Source organism: Aquirufa sp. ROCK2-A2, from assembly GCF_054558485.1.
In genome coordinates this window covers 96,070-109,134 of record NZ_JBPXKA010000005.1, presented here as the reverse complement: position 1 = coordinate 109,134, position 13,065 = coordinate 96,070, and the positions used below count along the sequence as shown (strand labels likewise).

8 protein-coding genes are annotated in these 13,065 nt (G+C 39.7%); 2 read left to right on the top strand and 6 right to left on the bottom strand.

What is annotated here, in order from left to right:
* The first annotated feature begins 343 nt into the window (after positions 1-343).
* Entirely contained in the window at positions 344-1,033 is a 690-nt protein-coding gene (locus V7S76_RS08510; protein ID WP_459509657.1) for a hypothetical protein, read from the top strand.
* On the top strand, positions 972-1,499 hold the full coding sequence (locus tag V7S76_RS08505; RefSeq protein ID WP_459509656.1) for a hypothetical protein: 528 nt from the start codon (positions 972-974) through the stop codon (positions 1,497-1,499). The genes V7S76_RS08510 and V7S76_RS08505 overlap by 62 nt, the downstream gene beginning before the upstream one ends.
* Positions 1,500-1,665: 166 nt before the next feature.
* Here V7S76_RS08505 and V7S76_RS08500 read toward each other — a convergent pair whose 3' ends face one another.
* The 6 genes from V7S76_RS08500 to V7S76_RS08475 are packed head-to-tail and all read right to left on the bottom strand — an operon-like array spanning position 1,666 to position 13,000.
* Positions 1,666-3,120: a DUF1501 domain-containing protein gene (locus tag V7S76_RS08500; protein WP_459509655.1), complete on the bottom strand. Its 1,455-nt coding sequence runs from the start codon at positions 3,118-3,120 to the stop codon at positions 1,666-1,668.
* A gap of 1 nt (position 3,121) precedes the next feature.
* Positions 3,122-6,334 carry a DUF1553 domain-containing protein gene (locus V7S76_RS08495; RefSeq protein ID WP_459509654.1) on the bottom strand — a complete coding sequence of 1,071 codons (3,213 nt, stop codon included), beginning with the start codon at positions 6,332-6,334 and terminating at the stop codon, positions 3,122-3,124.
* Positions 6,331-7,383 carry a DUF2231 domain-containing protein gene (locus V7S76_RS08490; protein WP_459509653.1) on the bottom strand — a complete coding sequence of 351 codons (1,053 nt, stop codon included), beginning with the start codon at positions 7,381-7,383 and terminating at the stop codon, positions 6,331-6,333. Before V7S76_RS08490 ends, V7S76_RS08495 begins: the two co-directional genes overlap by 4 nt.
* 8 nt (positions 7,384-7,391) lie before the next feature.
* Positions 7,392-8,333, bottom strand: a complete 942-nt coding sequence (locus V7S76_RS08485; protein ID WP_459509652.1) for an alpha/beta hydrolase — start codon at positions 8,331-8,333, stop codon at positions 7,392-7,394.
* Positions 8,334-8,393: 60 nt separating this feature from the next.
* The gene (locus tag V7S76_RS08480) at positions 8,394-9,653 is read right to left on the bottom strand and encodes a YeiH family protein (protein WP_459509651.1); all 1,260 of its coding nucleotides are present in this window, start codon (positions 9,651-9,653) and stop codon (positions 8,394-8,396) included.
* A gap of 41 nt (positions 9,654-9,694) precedes the next feature.
* Entirely contained in the window at positions 9,695-13,000 is a 3,306-nt protein-coding gene (locus V7S76_RS08475) for a glycosyl hydrolase (protein ID WP_459509650.1), read from the bottom strand.
* Positions 13,001-13,065 lie beyond the last annotated feature (65 nt).

Sequence of the window (13,065 nt, the reverse complement as noted above, 5' to 3'; positions counted from 1 at the left end):
GAGAAAATTTTAGACGAATGCCAAAATAAGGTAAAAATATGCCATATAATTAAAATAACGTCATTTATTAGTATATAAAATTAGTAGATTTATTTTTTAAGGAAATGGAAAAGTGATATTTTAGGAAGAGAGAAAAGAGAAAAGAGAAGAGAGGAGAGAGAAGAGAGAAAACGAGAAAAGAGAAAACAGGAAAAGAGAAGAGATATGTCCGATGCCTGAGCGGAGTCGAAGGCGGAGGGCGAATTAGATCTATATAAATCAGATGAATTTATAGACATTAATTATTGTTCTTTTTACCAATATTTTAAATATATAGCTATATTTACCAATATAATTTGTAAATATGGATTCAAGAGTAGCTATCATAACTGCAGACATTGTTCATTCCACCCAAAAAGAGGCAATCGAACGAAAACAATTTTATCATCAAATTGAATTGGGGATCCAAACTATTCAAAGTAAATATGCTTTTGAATATGAAAGAAACAGAGGAGATGAATACCAAATTCGGATTAAAGTGATAAAAAATGCAGGTCGAATAGGAATACTATTAAAACTTTGGGTGAAATCAATACCATCACTAAAAAAAGAAAAAAATGACATCCGAGTGTCTGTTGGGATAGGAACAGAAGATTTGACTGAAAAGAGAATCGCTGAATCGGATGGAGACGCTTACCTCCTATCAGGCAGAGGTTTGGATCATATAAAAAACGCAAAGCAACGATTTCTAATACAATCCAAAGATAACAATCATGAGAGTCTACAAATGACGAGTAGTTTGGTAGATGTTTTGTTAGACAAAATGACTTCAATGCAAAGTATTGTGGTTTTTTATAAATTGTTGGGATATACGGAGATTGAAATAGCTCAAAAATTACAACTTGGGCAACCCACAATTAATCAACATTCAAGAGCGGCACATTGGACGATCTTTTATAAATTTGTCCACTATCTTGAAAACCTATACCACCATGAATTCGACGATCCCTCTCGAAGTTGCATTTGCCTTTATCAAAAAAGATCATTCGATTAAAATCCAATCCCCAATCGTACTAAAACAAGTTTTTCAATTAGTCTGCACCATAGCTATTTGGGCAAATCACTTTAACCTTTCCTCTGAAATAATCGCTACAGGTAAATCAATCTTTACTAATTATCAGATTAACTTGCTCCTATTCGCTTACCTTATCATAACTCTACCTTTAGGTAAAATGATCGGGAAAATCACAGAACGAGCGTCAGTAAGTTTTACAAAATCGAGTAAGGAATTCCTGCCTGATAAAAATGGATTATGGATTGGTGTATTTGAACGCATTATTATACTAACTTTTGTTCTATTAAACGAATATGAAGCTATTGGGTTTCTTATAACAGGTAAGAGCATTATTCGATTTTCAAAAAATGATGAAAACAAAAAAAGTGAATATATTTTACTGGGAACAATGATCAGTTATGGTAGTACCATTATCATAGGCGTAATCATAAAATATCTACTTTAGAAAAGAGAGAAAACGGGGAGAGGGAAAATAGTAAAGAGAAGACATGAAGAGAGAAAATGGGAAGTGAGAAGTCCGATGCCTGAGGCTCTCGAAGCACTCGAAGGCACCGCTGAAGAAGAAACGTGGTGCCTTTGTGTTAAAATATCAACCACAAAGGTGACGGATCTTAAGAAAGAACCCCCTTCACCACCTGCCCATGCACGTCTGTTAATCGGTACCGTCTACCTTGAAATTTAAAGGTTAATTGCTCATGATCGATGCCCATGAGGTGCAATAAAGTGGCTTGAAAATCGTGGACATGCACCGGATCTTTTTGAATATTATAGGAAAAATCATCTGTTTGGCCATAAGTAATACCCGGTTTCACGCCAGCTCCCGCCATCCACATGGAAAAACAACGTGGATGATGATCTCTACCATAAGATGTTGCGGATAATTTCCCTTGAGAATAAACCGTCCGGCCAAATTCGCCACCCCAAACTACCAAGGTATCTTCCAACATGCCTCTCCGTTTCAAATCCAAGATTAAGGCCGCCGTTGCTTGGTCCGTTTGTTGGCATTGTTTCATGATATTTTTAGGCAAATCGCCATGATGATCCCAACCTTGATGGTACAATTGCACAAAGCGGACATCTTTTTCCAATAATTTTCTAGCCAACAAACAATTGGCAGCAAATGAGCCTTTGTCCTTACTGCTTGGTCCGTATAATTCAAACGTTTCTTCGCTCTCGTCCTTTAAATCCATCACCTCTGGAACAGATGTCTGCATGTTAAAGGCCATTTCATACTGCGAAATGCGGGCATCAATTTCAGGATCACCCCAAGTTTCATTTTGCAAAGCATTTAATTTGGACAAATAATCCAACATCTCTTTGCGATCCGCCCCATCGTATCCTTCTGGATTATTCAAAAACAAAACGGGATCTTTGCCTGATCTAAATTGAACTCCTTGATGCTCAGAAGGCAAAAATCCATTCCCCCACAATCGGGCATATAAAGGTTGGTCTTTGCTCGCATCTTTGGAAACTAAGACAATAAAAGCTGGTAAATTCTGATTTTCGGATCCTAAACCATAACTCAACCAAGATCCCATGGATGGACGACCGGCCAATTGATGCCCTGTTTGGAAAAAGGTAATGGCTGGATCGTGGTTAATTTGTTCGGTATACATGGAATTGATGATGCACAAATCATCCACCACTTGCGCCGTGTAAGGCAATAATTCACTCACCCAAGTCCCCGATTTTCCTTGTCTTTTGAAATCAAATTTAGATGGAACCACCGGCAAAATAGCTTGATTCGCGCTCATGCCCGTCAAGCGTTGCCCCTGCCGAATAGAATCCGGTAAATCTTTTCCAAAAAAGGTTTTCAATTGGGGTTTATAATCAAAGGTCTCAAATTGGGAAGGCCCGCCTGCCATGAACAAATACACCACTCGCTTGGCTTTTGGTGCAATTTTGGGCAAGGCTCGCATGATTTGCTCTTCCATGCTTTCTCCTTTGGCTTGATTCGCCAAAACAGAGTTCAAAGCCAAAGCACCAAAACCCATCGCTGTTTTTTGCAAAAAATCCCTGCGATCTAGCTTCCGATGTAATTCCAACAAATCGTTATTTAGTGCCATGTTATCTTTTCGTTAGGGTTGCATCGGAATTCATAATGGTACTGGCTACCACGGCATTGGCCGCAATGACTAATTCATCCATGTTTTTAGGCACTTTTGTCTGTCCAGCACGCAACCACCCTTCGGCCTTTTGACGAGAAAGCTGAAACTTCTTCAATTGCTTGGCTTGTAATTCTACCAATAAGTTCAATTGTTCCACACTTGCGTCAAGCCCGGTTAGTCTTCGAAAGGCAAGATTTATTCCTGATTTAATATCAGTAGATTTAGACATTTCAATGGCCAAAACTTTAGCAGCCTCCACAAAAGTTGGATCATTCAAGGTTACCAAAGCTTGCAAAGGCGTATTGGTTTTTTGTCTTCTAGACAAACAAGAAGTTCTTGCTGGCGCATCAAATGTATTCAATGTCGGATTGGGAACGGTTCTTTTGACAATAACGTACAAGCTTCTTCGATAAACAGCGTCAGTCGTATCTTGTTGATAGCTGGAACTATTGATTTCCCATAAACCGGCTGGTTGATAGGGTTTCACACTTTTTCCTCCAATTTTGGTATTCAGTAATCCACTGGCAGCCAAGGCATTATCCCTTATCATTTCCGCAGTCAATCGTTTGGATGGACCTCTTGCTAAAAGTCGATTTTCAGGATCCAACTCCATCCCATTTTTGCTGGTTTTTGAATCTTGCTGATAGGTTTCCGATAAGACAATTTCCCTGATCAAGCGTTTCAGATCCCAACCTTTTTCCATAAAATCGACCGAAAGCCAATCGAGTAATTCCGGGTGACTAGGCATTTCCCCCTGGTTGCCAAAATCTTCTGATGTTTTGACCAAACCGATTCCAAAAAAGTTTTGCCAAACCCGATTCACAAGCACTCGGGAAGTTAATGGATGGTTTTTATCCGTCAGCCACTGTGCTAAACCCCATCGGTTTTTGGGCAAACGTGCTGGAAAAGGCATCACACTGTTGGGCGTATTGGGGTAAACAGGGATGGTCGGGGCATCGTATTGTCCTCTGGCCAACAAATAGGCTTGTTTGGGCTTGGGCATTTCTTGCATGACCATGATTTCCGGAATATATTCCGTCGAATCAGAAAGCTGGGTGCGGAGTTGCGTTAATTCTGCCGAAGCGTGCAGGTATGCACTATCCACATTCCGTGTGAAATAATCCTGCAAAATGTCCCTTTCTTGTGCCGATAATTGAGACAAAGGTTTTGAAACAACATCTTTCCAAGCTGCTTTTTTCGCAATCAATTTCACTTCAAAAGGACTTAATTCACGTTGATAAACCAATAGTTCATCCACTTTCCCACCTTTGAAACCAAGTCCGCGCCACCAACCCCCTACCTGAATGGCGGGTTCTGATTTGGAATGAAATATGATCTCCTTGTACAATTGGTCAATTTCCGTTTCCATGGCCAACTCTTCCCCATCCAAAAATAATTTAAAGCCTTTGGCCGCAGATGAGCCATCATAGGTCATGGTTAATTGAATCCATTTATTTTTGGGAGCCTCTTGAACGGAAAGTTTGGTAATGGCATTGGAAGGGGCGGTATGCGCCATGGTTATTTCAAATTTGCCGTCCCGTAAATAGAGGTGAAAACCTTTGAAATTATACAATCGCTCAGCTGTCGACTTATGAAAAATCACTCCTTCATTCAATTCTTTTGGAATAAAAATCGAGATTCCAATGCTAAACGGATTTGATTTCCGAAAGACCCCGACGGTATTTAAATCGAGATAGGCATCCCCATCAAAAACCAAATGTTGAGCCGATTCAAAAACAGGCAAATCACCCTTTTGGCCAGATTCATGCTTCATTTCAGCTTTCTTAGATGTATCTACCCGATTCAATAAATTATTTTGAAAGGTATAATGCCCGATCAATCCTTTTTGCGGAATTATTTCCGATGATAAGGCAAATGCTTTGCCCTCTTTGATCCATTGATGGAAACTCGACTGATTTTGCGTTTTGATTTGGGCTATCGCTTCTGTTTTGAAATGAATTTTTTGTTGGATAAAAGCCAACATTTCTTCTTTTTCTTTACTGGGCAAAAGCAAAGTTGGTGTGGGCATATCATCGTTGTAGGATATTTGTCCGGCCTCTCTCACATTGTTGAAAAAGCTGTATAATTCATAATAGTTTTTTTGGGACAAGGGATCGTATTTATGATCATGGCAGCGGGCACATCCGACAGAAAGTGCCATAAAGGCTTCTCCAAAGGTATTGGCACGGTCCATGACATATTCCGTTTGAAATTCTTTTTCAACAATTCCCCCTTCTGTATTTTGTTGATGGTTCCGATTAAAGGCCGTCGCTATGAGCATATCCTTGCTTGGATTCGGCATTAAATCACCTGCCAATTGATAATGAATAAATTTATCGTATGGCATATTTTCATTAAATGCCTTGATCACCCAATCGCGGTAAGGCGACATATCCCGAATACGGTCCACGGTATACCCATGCGAATCCGCAAAACGAGCAATATCCAGCCATTCAGTGGCCATTTTTTCCCCAAAATGTGGTGATTTCAGCAATTGATCCACTCGCTTTTCGAAAGCGTTCGCGCTATTGTCTTGGATAAAATCATCTAATTCTGCTGGACTAGGGGGCAAACCCTTTACATCCAAAAACAAGCGTCTCAACAACAAAGCTTTGTTGGCTTTTGAATTTGGCTTAATCCCTATTTCTTGCTGTTTTTTACGCACATAATAATCTATCGCTTGAGAGGGCGTCGCATTGGGTTGGTCCAAAATGCTTTTTTTCACAGGTTTTACAAATGCCCAATGCGGTTCATACACCGCGCCATCTTGAATCCATTTAAGGATAATCGCTTTTTCTTTATCATTCAAGCTCAAATGCGATTTGGGTGTCGGCATTTTGTATTTGGGGTCATTGGAAATGATCCGATGAAAGACCTCACTTTGGGCTAAACTTTTGGGCTTAATGGCGAATTTCCCTGGACTCTCCGGCAATTCTGCATAGGCATTTTCTGGAAAATCAAGGCGCAAACCTGCTTTTTGCTTGGCTTTGTCGGGGCCATGACAAGCAAAGCATTTATCGGATAAAATGGGTTTTACATGTATATTATAATTCAATTCTTTGGGCAATTGTTGCCATTCCGTAGAAATCCCCAAAGGCATTTTAGTCGGCAATTCTTTGCTTTTTTGAGCAAAAATCAAACCCGGAAAAAGCAACAATAGATATTTCATCATTTCTTGATTGAATCAGGTTTGGTTAACTGCTGCAGCCCTCCTTCAATATAGGCTTGAGGAAGTTTTTTTTGCAAATTGCTCAAGGCTGTTTGACTCATTTTGGTTTGCCAAACATACAATTTCTTTAAACTATGTATTTGTTGGAGTGACAACAGCGACTTGTCAGTTATGGGATTGTTGTACAAATTCAATTGCTGCAAGTTGGGCAATTGTGCCAATTGACTTACTTGCTCATCCGTCAGTTGAGTATCTGGAAGTTGGAGAATTTCCAGATGGCTGAATTCCACCAGCCGACTTACTACATCATTGTTCAAGGCCAAATGATGAATTCGGATCGATTTGATTTGATCTTTAAACGGAAGCAATTGGTCCAACATTGGCACATCGATTTTTTTCGCATTGACAAAGTTAATGGACAATTGTTGAGTATCGGAATCAAGTACTTGAGCAACAATTCCTTGATTTTTCAAATCTTTGATGACCTGTTCAGGAACTGGAGAAAAGCTTTTTTTCGTTTGAATTTCCTCTTCCAAAAGAGGCTGAATATAGGCATTGGGAGTCGCTGCGATGGTCACCTTTTCTTTTGAGGGAACCGGTTGTTGAATAATTTCTTGTATCGCTTGAATAGTTTTTTCTTTCCAAATTTTGAAACTTCCATGGGTCAAAATAGTGCCCAAATAAAGGGTAATAAGTAATACGACTCCACCAAATGCAAGAAGGATTTTTTGCCATTTGGGGATAAAAATGACCGTAGTAAAGATAATAAAGGTGGTCATTCCCAACCATTGATGCGGAACGAGGATGGACTGTTTGTATTCGTCGGATTGTGCTAGCAAATAGCCACTCAAGCAAGAAAGAAAGGAAAAAAAAGATCCCGCCATGGCTAAATACTTCATGGCCAATTGCAAATCAGATTTTTTGGAAGTAGGAAGAAAAGTAAAGAAGACCAGTAATAACAAAATTCCCACCGGAAAATGAACGAACAAGGGGTGTAGGTTGGAGAAGTTCCCTACCGAAAATATGCGCTCAAGTAGTTGATTATTTTCCATTTACTGCCTCATAGTTTTTGCACAAACTGCATGATTCCATCAACGATCTGTGGGGAAATGGGTAAAGTCGGGTTGCTGTATGTTTGAATATTGGCTGTGCGGTCGCCGGAAATAATTTTAAGAACATGGTTCATATTTTCGATAAGCAACATTTGGCTATTCTTGGCATTGGCATTTAACACTTTTGCATCTTCTATGCCGATTTGGATATCGTTTGTTCCTTGGATAATGAAAGAGGGGATCGATAATTTAGCTATTTCTACGCTTGGATTGTACTTAAACCACGAAACCAAATAAGGCTGAACACTCGCCCGAAAAAGGGAATTTAACATAGGTGAAACATTCGCTACTAATTTACCTGCTTTTAGGCTATCAATGATTGGGAAACATAAATCTTGCACCATTTTGGGTTGGGCGCTCAATTGTTTTTTCAGAATTTGATCGGCTGGGTCACCCGCCCCAGCAATGGAAATAAAGGCATTGGCTTTGGCATTTTTCGCCGCGACCATTCCAATTAATGAACCTTCGGAATGCCCAGCGATAATAATGTTGGCATATTTCTTGCCGGATTTCATCTTTTCAAGCCAATCCGATGCGTCGTTGATATATGTATCGAAGCGCAAATCGGCTTCTTTTAAATCTGGCACCTTACTTTGGGCGATTAATCGTTTGTCGTAGCGTAAAACAGCCACCCCTTTGCTCGATAAAGCCTCCGCCAACATTTTCAAGGAATTATTCTTCATCATGGGATTATTCCCATCCCGATCCGTTGGACCAGAACCTGCAATTAAAATCACCAAATTTAGTTTTTTGGGACTGTTCAGCGGACTTGTCAAAGTTCCTTTTATGGGTCCTAATGCGATTTCTTCACTGGCAAAAAGCGAGTCTTTTTGGGCGGATAGTTGAAACGAAAATAGACTTAGTAAAAGGATAATAAAGTTCTTCATCATATAGGTTGAATCAAATGATTCGGTCATCATACACACTCGGCTAGGCCGAGTGCAAAGGTGCTATTTAAACAAGAAATAGGCTATTGCCAAGGTTACAAAAACATTGAACAATTGTGCGATTAAAAAAGCATACAAAGGCTTTTTGCCTTCTTTGTTGAATAAATCAGCAAATTTGGTTTCTAAACCGATGCTGGTGAATGCCAAAGCAAACCATAATCCTTGCAAGGCTTTTAAACTTCCTTTGACAGATTCAATTTTTTCGGGACTAATTAAAAACGAAAAGATTAAAGACGCAGCGATAAAGCCTAAAACAAACTTTGGAAAGCGCTCCCAAATGACTCCCACCGTTGGTTTGGCTTCTTGCACTTCCGCCGATTGATTTTTGGTATAGGTCCAATAAATGGAAATAGCAAAAGCAGCTAACCCCAACAAAACATTTTGCGAAAATTTCACAATGGTAGAAATTTCCAAAGCCTTCTCTCCTACCAAACTTCCCGAGGCAATTACCGCACCCGTTGTATCGATTGTGCCACCTAACCAAGCGCCTGTCACTTCTTGCGAAAGTCCCAAAGCCTGGGCAATAAAGGGCAAAAAGATGATCATTGGTATGGCTGTAATTAACACAATGGAAATCACATAAGATAATTTTTTTGAATCGCCTTTGATGGCTCCAGATGTTGCGATGGCCGCGGAAACTCCACAAATAGACACTGCGCTGGAAATCATAATGGCCATTTCTTCATCGACACCTAATTTTTTGGAAATCCAAAAAGCAAAATACCAAACGGAAACCACGACAATCAAAGCTTGAACCAGACCCAAAGAACCTGCTTTCAAAATATCCCCAAAAATGACACTGGAACCTAAAATGACCAATCCGATTTTAACAAATAATTCGGTGGATAAGGAGTCGGTTAACCATTTGGGAAGTGAAAAGAAATTGCTTAAAATGAGTCCGATGGATAAACTAAAAATAACCGCTTCTAAATTCCAATTTTTCAAAAAGGCATTTCCTGCCAAAACCAAAGCGAAGCAAGTTAAGATATATACGATCGGAAAGCCTTTGATGGTGGCTAGTGCATCTTTGCCCAAAACTTTGGTAGCTAAAATCGCTACACCATATACGTAAAAAAATACGGTGGCAATTTTGGTCAAATTTTCCGTAGTTAAGACTTTTTCAAACAGTTCAGTGGAATCTTTCCAACCGAAAGTTGGACTAGGAACTTTAATCCCAAAAAGGGCAAGTGTAATCAATAATAAACCGAAGACCACGACTGTCCAGTCTTCGGTGAGTGAGAATTTTGAATTCGAATCAGACATTTAAAAAATAGGTTTATAAAAATTGTCCGTAATATAGGATTTTATTTCAAACGATTTACCAGTACGGGCCCTAATAAACCGGATTCTTCTGTTGGCGAACCTGCTTGGAAAAATGGCAAAGCCGTAAAAGTTATTTTCTTGGCATTGGGTTGAGTATCCCCAACTAAACGATTTACCCAAGAATTGACCACTTTAATTTCCAGCGTATTTTTGCCCATTTTCAAAGCATCGGTAATGTCCACTTTAAAAGGTTTTTTCCATAAAGTCGCTACTAAATTCCCATTGATGATCACTTCCGCCAAATTCTTCACATCCCCTAAATCCAATTCTATTTTTTCATCTTTGGCGATGCTCATTAAATCCACTCGGTTTACGTAAGTTGCAGCACCTGAAAAATATTTCACTCCTTCTATTTCGCTCTTGTTCAAGGCCATCAATTGATCCATTTTGATTTCATTGGGTGCGCTTCGGTCCTTCTGGAACTTAATGGTCCAAGGTCCTTCCAAACGCTTCGAGTCCAACAATTTTGGTTCAGGAATCACTAATTTATTGGTCGTAGAAATGCCATCAAACACAATGAATTGCGCATCCCAAGGAGAGAATTTAATATTCAATTCTGTTCTACCACCTTTCAATTCATAGGAAACCTTTGAAATTTTTCCTGTTTGCGGGTCAAACAAGAAAGGGATTTTGTCTTTCACTCGGAAAGAAATCTTGGCAGAATTATTTTCCGGGGAGCGACTATTCAACCAATAAATATCTTTCCCATCCGCTTTGCGATGTTGAAACAAAACTTCTGCTTTTTGCTCGGAAACCAAGAGGTCTTCTCTAACCTTATTTTCAATCAAAACGGTTTTTAAATCTTTGCCAAAATGCACATTGGCCAAGGCTTTCAAGGATTGCAAGGTGGAAGCGTATTCTTTGGGATTATCTACTAAAGTTGGACTCGCCATGGGAGCCGTTCCGGTGACAATGGCTCCATCTTTGGCTAATTCAAGGATTCTTTTCAAAGTCCCTAGAGTCATTTTTTGAGCTGATTCGTCCAAAGCCAATACCGAATATTTAGTACCACCTTTACTAACAAGAACTTTATCTTCGACTGAAATAGCATTCTTCAAAGCCGTTGAATTGACAAAGTCAAATTCATATCCTGCTGGAACTGCCGGAAGTGCATTGGCAAATTGAGAAGTGATATTCGTATTTTCGCCATAATAATAGAGCACATCAGCCACGTTTTTACCTGCTTGTAACAAATAGGAACTTCTTCCCAAATATTCGGCCCAAACTTTTGCCTGATCGGCCCATGTTTCTTGACGAGTAAACCATTGTCCGAAAGGCCCCAAAGAAAAGCCTGGATATAAATTATCCAAAGGTTGATGAACGGAAGTATGAATCACAAAACGATTCAATCCCGAGGCCATTTCCATATCTGCGGTGCGTTTTAAGGTTCCGGGATGTGGAGAAAAGGAATTTCCAATGGTGGTCATTGACTCGCCGGCTGCTATATTTTGTCCATAAATATGTGCCACTGATGCCGATTCACGTATATCGGCCCTACTTCGAATTTCTTCATCTTTCCCAGCTGCCAAGGCGCCTGGTTGCCACATGGCAGACATGGGCACATCCGCAAAACGTTTCACATCCATGCCATCAGCTAAATAAATACGGCCGCTTTCATGTGATTCTGTATAGCGTTTCATGCCTCTTTTCGACAATAATTCGCCAATCAATTCATAATGATTTTCCACAATTAATTCCCCGATGGTTTTACGGAAATCCCATAGAAATTTCTCGCTTTCTGCAGCTGAATTAATAATTCGGCCCACTAAAACGGGCATGAAAGGTTTTAAATCATACCCTCTTCGAGTCTTAAATTCTTCCATCATGCTTGGTGTCCAAGTCATGTGTCCTGCTTCATAACTATCCAGCACCATATGAGTTAATCCTTCGTTACCCATTAATCCACCAGAAGCATCTTTGTATTGATCCAAATAATTTTCTAGGTAACGGGTTACAGCTTCTCGGTCTAATTTATCAACTTCCAATCCCGTTGCTTCAGGAGAAGCGGGGTGATTTTTCTTGCCCGTCAAAGAATATCCAAAACGTATAATGGCCCATTTACCGGCAGGCGCATTCCAAGCTAAACTACCATCCGGTTTCATAAAGGACGTAATATCCAATACATCTTCGGATTTTGCGCCCATTTCCGTAGAAACCGTTTCATTAAAACTTTCTTTCCATGGAACAAAACCTGCTTTAGCTTCAAATAAATGAACTTTGGGACTTGTATGTACAACGAATTCGGAGATTTTTGTTCCTTTTGGATTGGGATCTGCTTTCGCTCCAAACATTGCTTCGATACCCGCAGGTGCTGGCGGAAGTGTCACATACACCAAACGAATTTTTTTCATCATCAAAGGTGCGAAAGTCAGGGTATTTTGCGAAGTGATCAATCCAGGCACTTTAACTAATTCTTTGAAATTGATTCCATCTTCGCTGTATTGCACAAAACGATTATTGCCAGCGCCTCTAAAAACGGCCAATTCGCCATACCCTTCATTGGCAAAAGTGATGCCATAAATTTTCGTCGGCTGCGCAAATTCGTATTGAATATAGGTTTCTTCCCCCGGTTTTTTGGGTTCTAGGTAATCGAAATTTTCTAAATCGCCATCGGATAACTTAGTTATGGAAAAATTACCCCCTGAGGTAGTTAAAAGGGATTTTAATTCCTGTAAGGATGATTCTTTGTTTAAAATTGGATAGGCGATGACGGCTATATCTTGATAAAATTCAGGTTCCTTCGCTTTGGTTTGTTCTAAAACACCGAATCCCCCGGCTTCTAATTGTACATTTTGCATAGGTCCCGTAGCAGAAGAAGGACGAGCAATTAATGTTGAAATCATTTTACCTCCTTCAACCATCGTTTCCGTCCAAACATATTTTTTCATGGCATCACCGGGTTTCACCCAAGGACCTCCGGTAACAGACCAACCTGGAGAGCCTGCAATGGCCATTTCTAGGCCTTTTTCTTTGGCCAATTGCGTGGTAAATTTAAAAGCCTCCTTCCATGGGGCTGTCATATAAGATAGTTTTTCTTTCACCATGATAGGCGACATCAAAGAAGCATCAAAATTTTGAAAACCTCCAATACCCGATTTGGACATCCATTCTAAATCTTTTTGGATACCTTCTTTGGAAATATTACCATTCATCCAATGCCACCATACTCGGGGTTTTGCTGCTTGTGGTGGATTCAAAAATCCTGCCTTAAAGGCATCTTGAGCAAATAAGCTAGTTGAAATCAGTAGAAGAATAGAACTACCTAATATTCGGTTAAAGGTTTTCATTTCGAGGTATAAGTAATGATAAATTGAAAATTATAGAAAATTAGGTACACAACCATCCTTTTTGT

What these genes read in the sequence shown, in the direction of transcription:
- V7S76_RS08510 (WP_459509657.1), top strand. Translation starts at nt 344, where the DNA reads ATGGATTCAAGAGTAGCTATCATAACTGCAGACATTGTTCATTCCACC.
- V7S76_RS08505 (WP_459509656.1), top strand. Translation starts at nt 972, where the DNA reads ATGAATTCGACGATCCCTCTCGAAGTTGCATTTGCCTTTATCAAAAAA.
- V7S76_RS08500 (WP_459509655.1), bottom strand. Translation starts at nt 3,120, where the DNA reads ATGGCACTAAATAACGATTTGTTGGAATTACATCGGAAGCTAGATCGC.
- V7S76_RS08495 (WP_459509654.1), bottom strand. Translation starts at nt 6,334, where the DNA reads ATGATGAAATATCTATTGTTGCTTTTTCCGGGTTTGATTTTTGCTCAA.
- V7S76_RS08490 (WP_459509653.1), bottom strand. Translation starts at nt 7,383, where the DNA reads ATGGAAAATAATCAACTACTTGAGCGCATATTTTCGGTAGGGAACTTC.
- V7S76_RS08485 (WP_459509652.1), bottom strand. Translation starts at nt 8,333, where the DNA reads ATGATGAAGAACTTTATTATCCTTTTACTAAGTCTATTTTCGTTTCAA.
- V7S76_RS08480 (WP_459509651.1), bottom strand. Translation starts at nt 9,653, where the DNA reads ATGTCTGATTCGAATTCAAAATTCTCACTCACCGAAGACTGGACAGTC.
- V7S76_RS08475 (WP_459509650.1), bottom strand. Translation starts at nt 13,000, where the DNA reads ATGAAAACCTTTAACCGAATATTAGGTAGTTCTATTCTTCTACTGATT.